Origin of the sequence: Actinoplanes sp. NPDC026619, assembly GCF_040638295.1 — a bacterium.
In the GTDB taxonomy this organism is placed as follows: domain Bacteria; phylum Actinomycetota; class Actinomycetes; order Mycobacteriales; family Micromonosporaceae; genus Actinoplanes.
In genome coordinates this window covers 417,976-430,812 of the sequence record NZ_JBEZYA010000004.1, presented here as the reverse complement: position 1 = coordinate 430,812, position 12,837 = coordinate 417,976, and the positions used below count along the sequence as shown (strand labels likewise).

14 protein-coding genes are annotated in these 12,837 nt (G+C 71.1%); 8 read left to right on the top strand and 6 right to left on the bottom strand.

Annotated features, from left to right (window positions below; translation table 11 throughout):
- Positions 1-8 precede the first annotated feature (8 nt).
- Complete coding sequence (locus AB0E90_RS12705; RefSeq protein WP_360403262.1) at positions 9-662, top strand: hypothetical protein; 654 nt, start codon at positions 9-11, stop codon at positions 660-662.
- Between the two features lie 232 nt (positions 663-894).
- Entirely contained in the window at positions 895-1,647 is a 753-nt protein-coding gene (locus AB0E90_RS12700) for an alpha/beta fold hydrolase (protein WP_360403260.1), read from the top strand.
- A gap of 67 nt (positions 1,648-1,714) precedes the next feature.
- Here AB0E90_RS12700 and AB0E90_RS12695 read toward each other — a convergent pair whose 3' ends face one another.
- Positions 1,715-2,491: an isocitrate lyase/phosphoenolpyruvate mutase family protein gene (locus tag AB0E90_RS12695; protein WP_360403258.1), complete on the bottom strand. Its 777-nt coding sequence runs from the start codon at positions 2,489-2,491 to the stop codon at positions 1,715-1,717.
- Between the two features lie 71 nt (positions 2,492-2,562).
- Between AB0E90_RS12695 and AB0E90_RS12690 the strand changes: the two genes are divergently transcribed.
- A complete protein-coding gene (locus tag AB0E90_RS12690; RefSeq protein ID WP_360403256.1) occupies positions 2,563-3,513 on the top strand; it encodes a DUF5937 family protein in 951 nt (316 codons plus the stop codon).
- Positions 3,514-3,522: 9 nt separating this feature from the next.
- Here the strand turns inward: AB0E90_RS12690 and AB0E90_RS12685 are convergent, their stop codons facing one another.
- The 3 genes from AB0E90_RS12685 to AB0E90_RS12675 all read right to left on the bottom strand — a co-directional run bounded on the left by AB0E90_RS12685 (position 3,523) and on the right by AB0E90_RS12675 (position 7,824).
- Complete coding sequence (locus AB0E90_RS12685) at positions 3,523-6,081, bottom strand: serine/threonine-protein kinase (protein WP_360403254.1); 2,559 nt, start codon at positions 6,079-6,081, stop codon at positions 3,523-3,525.
- Positions 6,082-6,275: 194 nt separating this feature from the next.
- Positions 6,276-6,635 (bottom strand): nuclear transport factor 2 family protein, encoded by a 360-nt coding sequence (locus AB0E90_RS12680; RefSeq protein ID WP_360403252.1) that lies wholly within the window; start codon positions 6,633-6,635, stop codon positions 6,276-6,278.
- Positions 6,636-6,657: 22 nt separating this feature from the next.
- The gene (locus tag AB0E90_RS12675) at positions 6,658-7,824 is read right to left on the bottom strand and encodes a serine hydrolase domain-containing protein (protein ID WP_360403250.1); all 1,167 of its coding nucleotides are present in this window, start codon (positions 7,822-7,824) and stop codon (positions 6,658-6,660) included.
- Positions 7,825-7,877: 53 nt separating this feature from the next.
- Here AB0E90_RS12675 and AB0E90_RS12670 point away from each other — a divergent pair, with 53 nt between their 5' ends.
- Positions 7,878-8,375 (top strand): hypothetical protein, encoded by a 498-nt coding sequence (locus tag AB0E90_RS12670; protein WP_360403248.1) that lies wholly within the window; start codon positions 7,878-7,880, stop codon positions 8,373-8,375.
- A 43-nt stretch (positions 8,376-8,418) separates the two neighbouring features.
- Positions 8,419-8,766: a VOC family protein gene (locus AB0E90_RS12665; RefSeq protein WP_360403246.1), complete on the top strand. Its 348-nt coding sequence runs from the start codon at positions 8,419-8,421 to the stop codon at positions 8,764-8,766.
- Here AB0E90_RS12665 and AB0E90_RS12660 read toward each other — a convergent pair.
- Entirely contained in the window at positions 8,747-9,082 is a 336-nt protein-coding gene (locus tag AB0E90_RS12660; protein WP_360403244.1) for a helix-turn-helix domain-containing protein, read from the bottom strand. The genes AB0E90_RS12665 and AB0E90_RS12660 overlap by 20 nt on opposite strands.
- Positions 9,083-9,153: 71 nt before the next feature.
- Between AB0E90_RS12660 and AB0E90_RS12655 the strand changes: the two genes are divergently transcribed.
- The 3 genes from AB0E90_RS12655 to AB0E90_RS12645 are packed head-to-tail and all read left to right on the top strand — an operon-like array spanning position 9,154 to position 12,186.
- A complete protein-coding gene (locus AB0E90_RS12655; protein WP_360403242.1) occupies positions 9,154-9,957 on the top strand; it encodes an alpha/beta hydrolase in 804 nt (267 codons plus the stop codon).
- 41 nt (positions 9,958-9,998) lie between these two features.
- Positions 9,999-10,607, top strand: coding sequence for a TetR family transcriptional regulator (locus AB0E90_RS12650; protein WP_360403240.1), 609 nt, complete (start codon positions 9,999-10,001; stop codon positions 10,605-10,607).
- Between the two features lies 1 nt (position 10,608).
- On the top strand, positions 10,609-12,186 hold the full coding sequence (locus AB0E90_RS12645; protein ID WP_360403238.1) for an MDR family MFS transporter: 1,578 nt from the start codon (positions 10,609-10,611) through the stop codon (positions 12,184-12,186).
- Between the two features lie 114 nt (positions 12,187-12,300).
- On the opposite strand, the gene AB0E90_RS12640 is transcribed toward AB0E90_RS12645, so the two are convergent.
- Entirely contained in the window at positions 12,301-12,657 is a 357-nt protein-coding gene (locus AB0E90_RS12640; RefSeq protein ID WP_360403236.1) for an STAS domain-containing protein, read from the bottom strand.
- Between the last annotated feature and the right edge of the window lie 180 nt (positions 12,658-12,837).

The window sequence follows — 12,837 nt, the reverse complement described above, 5'->3', positions numbered from 1 at the left end:
AGAGAGCCATGCTCCGAGCCGCCGCCTCCCTCGCCGCGGCCGTCGCGCTCATCTCCGGATGTTCCGGCGGCGCTCACGACTGGGCGCAGCCGCATCCGTCGCCCGCCCCGGTCGGCACGCTGGGCGCCGGCTTCACCGACCCCTCGGCCCCGCCGTCACCGGAGGGCACGATCACGCCGAGCCCGGGCTCGTGGGACGGCGTCCGCGCGCCCGAGGACTACCGGGTGGTGCTGCTCACCGCGGGCGACGACGCGCCGACCACGGCACTGGTCAAGGGCGTACGCGATTGGGCCGAGTCCGAGAAGATCGACCTGCGCACCATCGCTGCGGGCGCCGACCCGGTCCCCGACATCACCCGGGCGATGACCATGAAGCCGGACCTGATCGTCAGCGCCGGCAACACCCTGATCGACCCGCTCGCCGTCGTCACCGCCAATCACCTCGCGCAACAGTTCCTGGTGGTCGGCGCGGAGGTGGCCGAGCCGACCGGGAACGTGACGTCGGTCGACTGGTCCGGCGCGTCGTTCCGCGGCGAGGGCTTGGGCATGTCCTCGACCTACGACCCGGCGTCGTTCACCGCCGACCGCTGCGCCGCCGCCATCCGGGCGGGCGTCGCGGCCGTGCTCAACAACCTGACCGGCATCGTGGTCTGGCTCCGATAGTTGCAGATTCCCGAGACGTCGAAGCGCTTCGATTCGCCCCATCGGAGCCCGCTCGGGCAGTCGTAACTTTCGGCAAGTCATCGAAAATTGACCGTTGACTTTCGCCCGAGTTGCAACGACGCTTGTCAATCAGACGCCCGTGCGGCGCGGCAGTGGGTGGTCGCGTCGCACGGGTCCACCATGTCCGGAGTGGCCTTTGCCCCGGGCGCGGATCACCGGCAGCGTCAACGACATGACCACCATCCTGCTGATCCACGGCCACCCGTTCGACCACACCCTGTGGGACCCGCAGGCCGCGGCCCTGCGCGCGGCCGGGCACCAGGTCATCGCCCCCGACCTGCGTGGTTACGGCCGTGGGCCAGCCCGCGGCGAAGTCACCCTGCTGTCCGATTTCGCCGCCGACCTGGCCGCTCGCCTGGATGCGGACGGCGTGACCCGGGCCGTCGTCGGCGGCATCTCGATGGGCGGCCAGATCGCGATGGAGTTCCACCGGCAGTTCCCGGATCGCGTCGCCGGTCTCGTCCTGGCCGACACCTCCCCGGCTCCGGACGACCCGGCCGGCCGGGACACGCGACTGCGAACCGCCGAGCGGCTCCTGGCCGAGGGCATGGCGGGCTATGCCGACGAGGTCCTCGACAAGATGATCACGCCGTACCACGTCATGGCGAAACCGGACGTCGCCGCGCATGTCCGCCGGATGATGCTGGCGACGGCGCCGCAGGGCGCGGCGGCCGCGTTGCGTGGCCGGGCGCAGCGCCCGGACTACCGCCCCAGCCTCGCCGCGGTGCGGGTGCCGACCCTGGTCCTGGTCGGTGCCGAGGATTTCTACACCCCGGTCGCCGACGCCGAGCTGATCCACCAGTTGGTCGCCGGCAGCGAGCTGGTGGTCGTCGACAACGCCGGCCACCTGCCCGGTCTGGAGCAGCCCGAGGTGGTGAACGAGGCGCTGCTCCGCTTCTTAAAAACCGCGTTCGCTGCGTCCTGACCGAGCACCCGCCCGCTACGCGGAATGACCGATCCCGGCGGGCGGCCATCCGGCCGCCCGCTCTGTCCTATTCGGAGATCAGGCCGTTCAGGTCGCCGTAAGCGATGGCGTTCTCGATCGAGGTGTACGTCCCCTCGGTCAGCGCCTCCCGCACCGCCCGGCGCATGACCGCGTAGGCCGCCTCGGCCACCCCGGAACCCAGACTCACCCGCGCCACGCCCAGCTTCGCCAGCTCGGCGACCGACGGCGCACCCGGCCAGACCAGGATGTTCACCGGCGCCGCGATCCTGGCGACCAGCTTCTCGACGGTGGCCGGATCGATCGCACCGGGCACGAAAATGCCGTCCGCCCCCGCCGCGATGTAGGCCTCGGCCCGCTCGACGGTCTCGTCGAGGTCGCCGCCGCCACTCAGGTAGGTGTCGATCCGCGCGTTGATGAACAGCGCCGGCCCCGCCTCCCGGGCCGCGGTCAGCCGGGCCACATACTCCCCGATCGGCCGCACCGAGTCCTCGAGATTGATGCCCGCCGCACCCGCCGCGACCACGCCGCGGATCGTCTCGGCGACCCCGGCCGGGTCGGCGCCGAAGCCGGACTCGATGTCGGCGGTCACCGGCACCTGCACGGCGGCGACCACCCGGCGCACGGCCTCGACGGCCGACGCGCGATCGAGCGCGTCGCCGTCCCGGGCGCCCAGGCTCCAGGCCACACCCGCACTGGTGGTGGCGACGACCGGCGAGCCGGCCTCCTCGGCGATGCGGGCGCTGGCCGCGTCCCAGGCGTTGGCGAGCACGAGCGGGTTGCCGGGAACGTGCAGGGAACGCAGTAGTGCTGCTTGTTCGGTCACGCGGCTCAGTCTTCGCGACGGCCCGGCGCGGGCGTAAGGTTTCAGCGCCAGCTAAATCCACGGAGGTGGAATTGGCCACCATCGGCCTGTCGGCAACGGCCGCGACCCGCATCCGGTTCGCCGTGTCCGGCCTGTGGGAGGTGCTGGCCAGCGTCCGCATCCTGCGCGGCCCCGGCACCCCCGCCGTGCACCGCATCTGGTCCGCCGGCGCCCGGCTCTCCCCCGACAGCCTGCTGTGGCATCTGGTCGCCCCCAGCGGCGGTTACACGCCTGACTTCCTCACCCCGCCGCCGTCCGGCCTCTCCGCCGACCTGGCCCGGGAGCTGGCCGGATTGCGCGCCACCCCCGCCGACCTGGTGCGGTCGCAACTCGACCTGCTCGGCGACCTGTCCACGCCGCTGCGCGACCTGCACGCCGACCCGGCACGCGGCCTGACCCGGCTGGCCGCCGAGATCGAGGCGTACTGGAAGGTGGCGATCGCCCCCGACTGGCCGCGGATGCGCGCCCTGCTCGACGCCGATGTGCAGCGCCGGGCCCGCCGCCTGGCCGAGGCCGGCAGCGCCGCCATCCTCAACGACCTGCATCCCCAGGTGACCTGGCAGGCCGGCCACCTGAGCATCGACCAGCCGCACTGCACGGCCCCCGACGTCCCGCACGGCACCGGCCTGGTGCTGATCCCCTCGATCTTCGTCTGGCCGTCGGTGCTCACGGTCACGGCCGGCGAGATCCCCCAACTGGCCTACCCGGCCCGCGGCGTGGCCACCCTGTGGGAACGCTCGTCCCGCTCCACGAAACCCCTGGTAGCCCTGCTGGGCCGGGGCCGAGCCACCCTCCTGCAGGAGTTGTCCACACCGTTGTCCACAACGGAGCTCTCCCGCCGATGCGGCCTGACCCCCGGCGGCGTCTCCCAGCACCTGACCACACTGCGAGCAGCCGGCCTCGTGGTGACGCACCGCCAGGGCCGCTCCCTGCTGAACACCCGAACCGAGGTAGCCGAAGCCCTCCTGGCCGCCTCCTCCTGACCGGTTTCGTCAGAGTGGGAGAACGACGGGGGTCGGCGTTCCGGCGACGCAGGTGACGGTCGTGCGGTAACGAGTGGGTGTGCCCTTGAAGATGGCCGACGCGGTCAGCGCCGGACCCGCCTCCACGTTCTCCACGGTGTAGCCCGACTTCGCCTCCCACGAGGTCAGCCGCGCCTTACCGCCCTCGCAGACCGCATAGACCAGCCCACCCGGCGATTCGAGCCGCTTCCCGTCGGGCGCCGACGAGGGCCCATCCGAAACGCTCGGCTCCGGCGACCCCGGCGCACTCGACGAACTGGCCGACCCACCCGGGCTGACCGAGGCAATCGGATCACTCCCGGCAGCCGGCGGGCTCCCCGGCACCCCGGTGGCCGCCGGCCGAGTGACCTCATCACCCTTACTGACCGTAGGCACCCCCACCGACCTGCTCACCGTCGGTGCAAGAGAGCCGGTCTCCGCCGCTTCCGGCGCCGCGGTCCCCGACCCCGACCCCCCTTGCCAGGCAAGCCCAGCGACAGCAGCGGCAACGACCGCGACAAGAGCCACAATCAACATCAACCGCTTTTTCCGTACGCGCCGAGCACCGTCCCCGCCCAACCCCGGCCGCCCCTGGCTCAGAGCAGACCCTGCCCCCACCCCAGCCATGACCTCGGTAACCGCCGCACCCCGCCGACTCCCTCCAGCGCGCGCCCCGGCCGCCCCTCCCGCTTCCTGCCCGCCATTCCGCCGCCCCGAAGCCCCAGCCCCAGCCCCAGCCGCTGTCGTCCCGGAAACCCCAGCAGCACGCGCCCCAGCACCACGCGTCCCCGCACCACGCGTCCCCGCACCACGCGTCCCCGCACCACGCGTCCCCGCACCACGCGTCCCAGCACCACGCGTCCCAGCACCACGCGTCCCAGCACCGGGCGTCCCAGCACCGGGCGTCCCAGCACCGGGCGTCCCAGCACCGGGCGTCCCAGCACCGGGCGTCTCAGCACCAGCCGCTCCAGCGCCGAACACTCCCGCACCGGACCCGGCCGCGCCACGCCCCGCCGCCGCACCACCACGCCCCGAATTCGGCCCGCCCGGCCCGGCCGCTCGTTCAGACCTCGCCCCGCGACCACTTCCCGAATCGCCATGCCGGCCCGGCCCGGCGTTGGCCGCACGCTCAACGTCCGGCCCGGCTCCGGCGGCCACGCCACGCTCGGACTCCCGGCCCGCGCCGGCACTCCCATCCCGCTCGAGCTCGACCCCCGGCCCCGCATTGACCCCACGCCGCCGCCGACCGCCCGCGGCCGGCCCGAGTCGCGCATCCTGATCATCACCGCGACCAGCAGGGCCCTCACTACCCGGACGCGCGCCCGGGAGCTGCGCGTTCCCTGCTCCCCGATCACTGCCCGACGTCCGCTCCACGTCGGCACTTCCAGCCGCGCCTTGACCGTCGCGCCGCCAGCCGCCACGCGCCCGGCCGCCGCCGATGACCGGCGCCGCATCGCCATTGGCTCCGGCACCAAGCCCACCAGCCGCACCCGCACCGCCAGCCTGCGCACCGGCTCCGAGCACACCGCCGGAAGCCGCGCTGCCGGCCTGCGCACCGGCTCCGAGCACACCGCCGGAAGCCGCGCTGCCGGCCCCGCCGCCAGCCCCGGGCGCACCGCCCGAAGGCGTGTTGCCGGCCTGGGCGCCGGCAATGCCTCCGGCGCCGGGGCGCCGCGAGGGGTTCCATGCGCCGGTCTCGGCGTCCAGGTCGTCCAGGCTGTCGGCTTCGCCCGCGGCGGGGCGCGGAATGCGGGGTGGGCGGGTGCCGGCTTCACCGCCTACACCCGCGGGGTTTATTGCGGTGGAGGCCTCGGCCGCGTCGGCCAGGGTGGCCGAGACCTCGTTCGCGGTCGGGCGGGACGCTGGATTCTTGGCCAGGCAGCGGCTGATCAGCGCGGTCACCGCGGGTGGCACGCCGGGCAGGTCGGGCAGCGGGGCCGGCTCGAGGTAGACGTGGGCGCGCAGCATCTGCGTCGTGCTCTCCACCGACCACGGCGACTCGTCGGCCAGCAGGCGGTAGAGGAGGACGCCGAGGGCGTAGACATCGGAGCCCGGCACGATCGCGTCGCCGGTCAGGCGTTCGGGCGCTAGGTAGGCGGGGGTGCCGACCAGCATCTCCTCGGGGGCGGCGGGGCCGGCCGCGGCGGCGATGCCGAAGTCGACCACCTTGGCGCCGGCCGGGGTGACCATGATGTTGGCCATCTTGATGTCGCGGTGCACCAGACCGTCGGCGTGCGCGGCGGCCAGCGCGGCCGCGACCTCGCCGCAGATGCGGAAGACGGTGCGCGGCGGCAGTTTTCCGGCGGCGACGCGTTGTTGCAGCGTCGGGCCGTTGATCAGCTCCATCACGACGTAGGGGGTGCCGGTGTCGGGCGTCTCGCCGTAGTCGTAGACCTGGCAGATGTTCGGATGGGAGAGGGTCGCCGCGGCGCGTGCCTCGTCGCGGATGCGCGCACGGGACTGCGGATCGTCGGCGTAGCGGCCGGCGAGGAGTTTCACCGCGACCGGGCGGCCCAGCACCTCATCGCGGGCACGCCAAACCACAGCCATGCCACCATTGCCGAGTTCGTCGACCAATTTGTAGCGGCCGCCGAGCGTCTGCCGAACCTCCACCGTGGCAGTCTGCCCGCCCGGCCGGAAAATCGCACATCGAAGACCACTCGAATGGCATTCATGTTTCATTTTTCGGGCCGTATCGCCCGATTGTTTCCGGCACGTTTAAATGATCAAGAAGCTCTCTTTGATCAACTTTTCGGGTGCTGCATCCACCACTCGGTGAACTGTCGGGCCTGGCCAAGGTTGTCCAGCCGGAGCACCCAGAGGTTGCTGAAGGTCTTGGCCGGATAGGTGGTCGTCGCCTCGATAATTGCCAGATCTTCGGTCACCAGCAGCGGGTGCCACTCGAACGTGGTCGAACCCGGCGCATCCCGAATTTTCAGCCAACTTTCCACAATTTTGTCGCGGCCCAACCACGGCTCCGCGAACGGCTCGGTGAAATATGCCGCGTCTTCGGCAAAAAGGTCGGCGATGTCGTCCGGCTCGTTCGACTCCCACGCCTTGCGATAGTTCGCCACCCACGCCGTCACCGCGTCGAGACTGCTCATGGCGCACCTCCCCAGGTCGCTCCTAATCGGCAGCGTAGGCGAGGCGGCTGAACTCCTGCAGTGCTCCGTTCCACAAGAGATCGGTGACCTGGCTCAGCAGGATCACCGTCAGCCCCTCGGCCGGGTCGTTGAACCAGTCGGTGCCGTAACCGCCGGACCAGCCGTAACGCCCCGGGCCGGACACCTCGTCGGCCTTGATCGTGACGCTCATGCCATAACCCCAGCCCTGGCCGCCGGCCAGGAAACCGCCGCCCTCGATCTGAGCCGGCGTCAGGTGATTGGTGGTCATCGCGGCCACCGACTGCTCGGAGAGCAGGCGCGTGCCGCCGGTGACCCCGCCCTCGAGCAGGAGTCGGGCGAAGGCCAGATAGTCGTCGGCGGTCGAGACCAGGCCACCGGCGCCGGACGGGAAGATCGGCGGATTGACCCAGGTCTCCGGGCCGGTCCAGCCCTTCTCGACGATCTTGCCGGCCTCGGAATCGGTCATGTAATAACCCGGCAGCTCGGCCGCGCGAGCGGAGGGCAGCCAGAAGCCGGTGCCGGTCATGCCGAGCGGCGCGAACACCCGGTCGTAGAGCAACTCGGGCAGCGGCCGGCCGGACGCCCGGGCGAGCAGCACGCCGAGGACCAGGGAACCCGCGTTGTAGAGCCATGTCTCACCGGGCTGATGGATCAGCGGGAGCGTGCCGAACCGGCGGATCCACTCGTCGGGGTTGTGCGGGGTGGCCGGGTCGGGCTCGCCCATGACCAGGTCGAGATCGCGCCAGGCCTGCACGATCGGCCACGGCGGGTCGACGTCGTCACCGGAGATGACCGTGCCGAAGCCGAAGGTGAAGGTCAGCAGGTCGGCCACGGTGACCGGGCGGACCGCCTCGACCGTGTCGTCGACCGGGCCGTCGGGGCGGCGCAGGACACGCTGGCCGGCCAGCTCGGGGAGCAGCTTGGTGACTGGCTCCTCGAGGTCGAGCCGATCATCCTCGGCGAGCATCATGGTGACGGCGGCGAGCACCGGTTTGGTCATCGAGGCGATGCGGAAGGGTGTGTCACGCCGCATCGGGACATCTCCCCCGAAATGGGTGACGCCGACCGTGTGGACGGTCACGTCGTCACCGCGGGCGACCAGCGCCACGACACCCGGGAACTCGCCGCGGTCGACCCGGGCGGCAATCGCATCACGCAACGAAGTCATGGGCACAGCCTGCCAGGCCCCTCCGACAATTTCGCCGCCACTATGGTTCGGGAATGGAGCAGAACAGGCGTTCGGACACGGCGCGGACCTGGCGGCACCTTCCACCTCCGGCCCGGCCGATCGCGGCCGCGGCGACCGACGCGGTCGAGGCCGCGCAGCGGCGGGACGGCGACGCGCTGGACGACGCCGTCGCCAGGATGGCCGGGCTGGACCCGGCGCACACCGGCCTGATCCTGGGCGTGACCGTGCGCCTGCTGCTGGAGGACACCCACCCGGACGGCATCGACGGCGAGGGCGTGCGGGACGTGCTGACGCACTGCGTGCGCGGCGCCGGCGAGTGGCAGGCCGGGGTGGATGCGCACGTCGTGTTGCTGCTGCTGGCCGGTGCGCTCGGGGTGAGCGACGAGGACGACGACACGCCGCCGCCCAAGCTCGACGAGCTGGCCCGGCACGCCGCGCTGCTGCTGGCCGACCTGCTCGGCCCGCGCTCGATCCCGCCGTTTCTCACTGCCGCCCTGACCGAGATCGAACGGACGCAGCTCAACGACTGATCGGTCGTTGAACACCCCGACAATGGGGACAAAGGAGACAATCATGGAGTTGCGGCCGTTGGTTCACGTCGGTGACATGGCCGCCTCGCTCGCGTTCTACGAGAAGCTGGGCGCCGAGATCGTGCACGGCGGCCGTGACTCGGATTGGGTGCTCATCCAGTTGGGCACCGTCCAGATCGGCCTGCTCGCCCGCGCGCCCGACCCGACCCGCGGCGAGACCCCGGTGGAGCTGCACTTCGGCGCCTCCGTGCCGCTGGAGCAGTGGGAGCAGCGGCTGCATCGGGCCGGCGTTCCGGTCGACGAGGTGGCGGCCGACCAGGACCTCGGCGAGCAACTGTGCGTCCGCACGCCGGACGGCACGCTCATCAAGATCAGCCAGCGGGAGCCGTAGCGCGGGCCCAGTCGCAGATCGCCGCGAGCGGCTCCCGGAGCGTACGGCCGAGTGGGGTCAGGTCGTATTCGACGTGCTGCGGGTGCTCGGCCTTGACCACCCGGCGGGCGACCAGGCCGTCTTCTTCCATGCCGCGCAGTGTCTCGGTGAGCATCTTCTGGGTGATGCCGGGCACCCGGCGACGCAGGTCGGCCGGGCGCTGCGGCCCGGGCAGCAGCGAATAGATCAGCAGGACCCGCCATTTCGCGGCGAAGCGCTCCAGCGCCTGCCGGGTGGCGCAGCTCTCCTCGAGCACGTCGGGCACGACCAGATCCACGGCCACCCTCCCCATGGGTACGCGGAAGTGCCTTCTGTCCTCCCGCCGCACGACCAGCTTAGTGTCGCCCGGTGACCGAATTTCACAGCGAAGACTTGCGCCTGACCGGAGTCCTGCACCGCGCCGACGGCCCGCAGGCGATCGTCCTCACCGGACCGTTCACCGGAGTGAAGGAGCAGGTGACCGGCGTCTACGCGGAGCGACTGGCGGCCGAGGGCTTCACCACGCTGACCTTCGACCATCGCGGCTGGGGCGAGAGCGAGGGCCGCCCGCAGCACGAGGACAGCCAGGGCAAACTGGCCGACCTGCGGGCAGCGGTGGGCCTGCTGGCCGCCGACGGCTACCAGGTGTCGATCGTCGGGATCTGCCTGGGCGGCGGCTACGCGATGAAGGCGGCCGCCACTGACCCGCGGGTGACCGCGGTGGCCGGCGTCGCGGGCGCCTACAACAGCCCCGCCTGGTTCGCCGAGCGGATGGGCCTGGCCGCCTACCGGTCGGCGCTGCGCGGCATGCTCGAGCGCTACGACGAGTTCCTGCCCGCGATCGCACCCGAGGGCGAGGCCGCGATGCCCGGCGAGGAGCCGTGGTCCTACTACTCGCGGCACACCACGAACTGGGTCAACCGGGTCACCCGCGGCTCGCTGCACAGCCTGATGACGCTGGACGTACTGTCCGCCCGCCCGCTGCTGCCGCCCAGCCTGGTGGTGCACGGCCGCAAGGACGACTACTGCTCGCCGGAGCTGGCCGAGGCGCTCGGCGCCGACGAGACGGTCTGGCTGGACTGCGAACGCCACGTCGACCTGTACGACGCCGAGCCGTACGTCACCCAGGCGGTGGCCGCGACCGCGACCTTCCTGCGATCTTGCAGCCAATAAAAGTTTGCAGTCTCTGAAAGTTTGGCCGTAGTCTCCCGGTCGTGGGGCTCCGGGATCGCAAGAAAGAACAGACGCGCGCCGCGCTGACCAGCGCCGCGCTGCGTCTGGCCGACGAGCGCGGCCTCGATCACGTGACGGTCGAGGAGATCAGCGCGGCCGCCGAGGTGTCGTCGCGGACGTTCTTCAATTACTTCGCCACCAAGGACGACGCGATCCTCGGCGCCCCGGTGATCGACAGCGCGACGGTCTGTGAGCGCCTGCTGGCGCTCCCCCGCGAGGTGCCGATCATCGACGCCGTGCTCCGCGTGTTCGCCCCCGCCATCGAGCTGATGCAGGCCGATCGCGAGCTGTGGCTGCTCCGGATGCGCGTGATCAAGAACAATCCGTCGTTGCTGCTGGCCCTGTTCGCCCGGGGCGCGGTCGAGGAACAGCAGTTCGTGGCGGCCGTCGCCACCCGGGTCGGCCTCACCCCCGAAGACACCTTTCCCCAGCTCGCCGCGGTGGCGACCGGCGCGGCGTTCCGCGTGGCGATGATGCGCTGGACCACCGCCGGCCCCGACGGCCGGCTCTCCGACCTCGTCCGCGAGGCCTTCGGCATGCTCGCCGCCGGCCTCGCCGATCCGGCCCCCACCGATGAGGAAGTTGCCTGACATGTCAGTCGTCGACGCGACCACTGAAAACCCGCCGCCCGCCCGCATGACCCAGCGCGAGGTGATCCAGGCGCTGTCCGGGCTGATGCTCGGCATGTTCGTGGCGATCCTCGCCTCGACGATCGTCTCCAACGCGCTGCCCCGGATCATCGCCGACCTCGGCGGCAGCCAGTCGGTCTACACCTGGATCGTCACCACCGAACTGCTGGCGATGACCGCGACCGTGCCGCTCTGGGGCAAGCTCGCCGACCTCTACAGCAAGAAGCTGCTGATCCAGATCTCGCTGTTGCTGTTCGTGGCCGGCTCGCTGATCGCCGGCTTCACCCCGAACGTCGGCATCCTCATCCTCAGCCGGGTGGCGCAGGGCGTCGGCGCGGGCGGCATGAGCGCGCTCGCGATGATCGTGATGGCGGCCATGATCCCGCCGCGCGAGCTGGGTCGTTACTCCGGCATGTTCGGCGCGGTCTTCGGCGTCGCGACCATCGCCGGCCCGCTGATCGGCGGCGTCCTGGTCGACACCGACTGGCTCGGCTGGCGCTGGTGCTTCTTCATCGGCGTGCCGTTCTCGGTGGCCGCGATCCTGATGCTGCAGAAGACGCTGCACCTGCCGGTCACCCGTCGCTCGGTGAAGATCGACTGGCTGGGCGCGCTCCTGATCACGGCGGGCGTCAGCACCCTGCTGATCTGGTCGACCCTGGCCGGCCAGCACTTCGCATGGGCGTCCACCGAGACCGCGGCGTTCGTCGTGGGCGGCGTCGTACTGCTGGCCCTCGCCGTGCTGGTGGAGTCGAAGGCCGCCGAGCCGGTCATCCCGCTCCGCATCTTCCGCAGCCGCACGGTCAGCCTGACGATCGTGGCCAGCGTGCTCGTCGGGGTGGCGCTCTTCGGCGGCACGGTCTTCCTGTCGCAGTACTTTCAGGTCGCTCTCGGTAAGTCTCCGACCGTCGCGGGCCTCATGAGCCTGCCGATGATTTTCGGTCTCCTGGTCTCCTCGACCATCGCCGGACAGCTCATCACGAAGTTCGGAAGGTGGAAGATTTACCTGGTTTCCGGTGCGGTCGTGATGACTGTCGGCATGCTGCTGCTCAGCACGATCGACGCGCACACCAGCGTGCTGATGCTGTCGGTCTACATGCTGGTGCTCGGCGCCGGCGTAGGCATGCTCATGCAGAACCTCATCCTCGCCGCGCAGAACGACGTGCCGGCCGCGGAGCTGGGGGCGACCACCTCGGCGCTCACGTTCTTCCGCAGCATGGGCGGGGCGATCGGGGTGAGCGCACTCGGCGCGGTCCTGGCTAACCGGGTGACGTCATTGTTCGCCGACCGGTTCGGCGCCGCCGCGGCGTCGGCCGGCGACGGCAAGGTGCCTGACCTGACCACGCTGCCGCCGCAGGTGCTCGCGGTGATCAAGGACATCTACGGCGACGCCACCGCCGACCTGTTCCTGGTCGGTGCGCCGATCGCGTTCCTGGCGATCATCGCGGTGCTGTTCGTCAAGGAGAAGCCGCTGTCCACCCTCTCCGGCGAGGAGCGCCGGGCTCAGGAGGAGGCCGCGGCGGCCGCCACCTCGACGCACTAGCGGCTCTGCCCTGGCCGAAATCGGTCGGCAACCATCGCCCGGACGGGTGAACCTCCGATGGGCGGCCTGGCAGAGCGGCTGTCACGGGCCGCTCTCGACCAGATCAGAAACGACTCAGGACGGGCGGAGGCCGACCGAGGTGCGCGGCGTCGGCGGCTCGGCGCAGCCCAGCAGGCCGACCAGCCCGGAGACCCACAACTGGCGGTAGACCGTGGGGCTGGGATGGCTCACCACCAGCTTCACGCCGCTGGCGGCGGCGGTATGGAAGCAGGCCACCAGGATGCCGATGCCGATGCTGTCGATCAGCATCACCCGTTGCAGGTCGAGACAGATCTTGCCCGGCGTGCTGCTGGTCAGGACGTCATTGACGGCGTCCCGCATCACGTGAGCGTTGTCCAGGTCGATCTCTCCGCTGGGCGCGATCTCGACGGTGCCATCGGCCAACTGGCGGGTGGTGATCGGCAGATACACGGCTGCCCTCTTCCTGGCGTCGAACGATGCCGACGCCGACCCTTTCCGCGCGGAATTTGCCCGCCGGCCTGTGGCTCAGCCGAGCTTCGGACGCTTCGCCCAGCGCCCGCTCAAACCGCGTTCCTACAACAATCCGCTGGTCTGCAAGTTACGCCACGTAGGCGCGGAACGCCAGAGTAG

Excerpts from the sequence above, each read along its gene's own strand:
- AB0E90_RS12670 (WP_360403248.1), top strand. The coding sequence starts at position 7,878 with ATGGAGCAGAACAGGCGTTCGGACACGGCGCGGACCTGGCGGCACCTT.
- AB0E90_RS12685 (WP_360403254.1), bottom strand. The coding sequence starts at position 6,081 with ATGGCTGTGGTTTGGCGTGCCCGCGATGAGGTGCTGGGCCGCCCGGTC.
- AB0E90_RS12665 (WP_360403246.1), top strand. The coding sequence starts at position 8,419 with ATGGAGTTGCGGCCGTTGGTTCACGTCGGTGACATGGCCGCCTCGCTC.
- AB0E90_RS12700 (WP_360403260.1), top strand. The coding sequence starts at position 895 with ATGACCACCATCCTGCTGATCCACGGCCACCCGTTCGACCACACCCTG.
- AB0E90_RS12705 (WP_360403262.1), top strand. The coding sequence starts at position 9 with ATGCTCCGAGCCGCCGCCTCCCTCGCCGCGGCCGTCGCGCTCATCTCC.
- AB0E90_RS12645 (WP_360403238.1), top strand. The coding sequence starts at position 10,609 with ATGTCAGTCGTCGACGCGACCACTGAAAACCCGCCGCCCGCCCGCATG.
- AB0E90_RS12680 (WP_360403252.1), bottom strand. The coding sequence starts at position 6,635 with ATGAGCAGTCTCGACGCGGTGACGGCGTGGGTGGCGAACTATCGCAAG.
- AB0E90_RS12675 (WP_360403250.1), bottom strand. The coding sequence starts at position 7,824 with ATGACTTCGTTGCGTGATGCGATTGCCGCCCGGGTCGACCGCGGCGAG.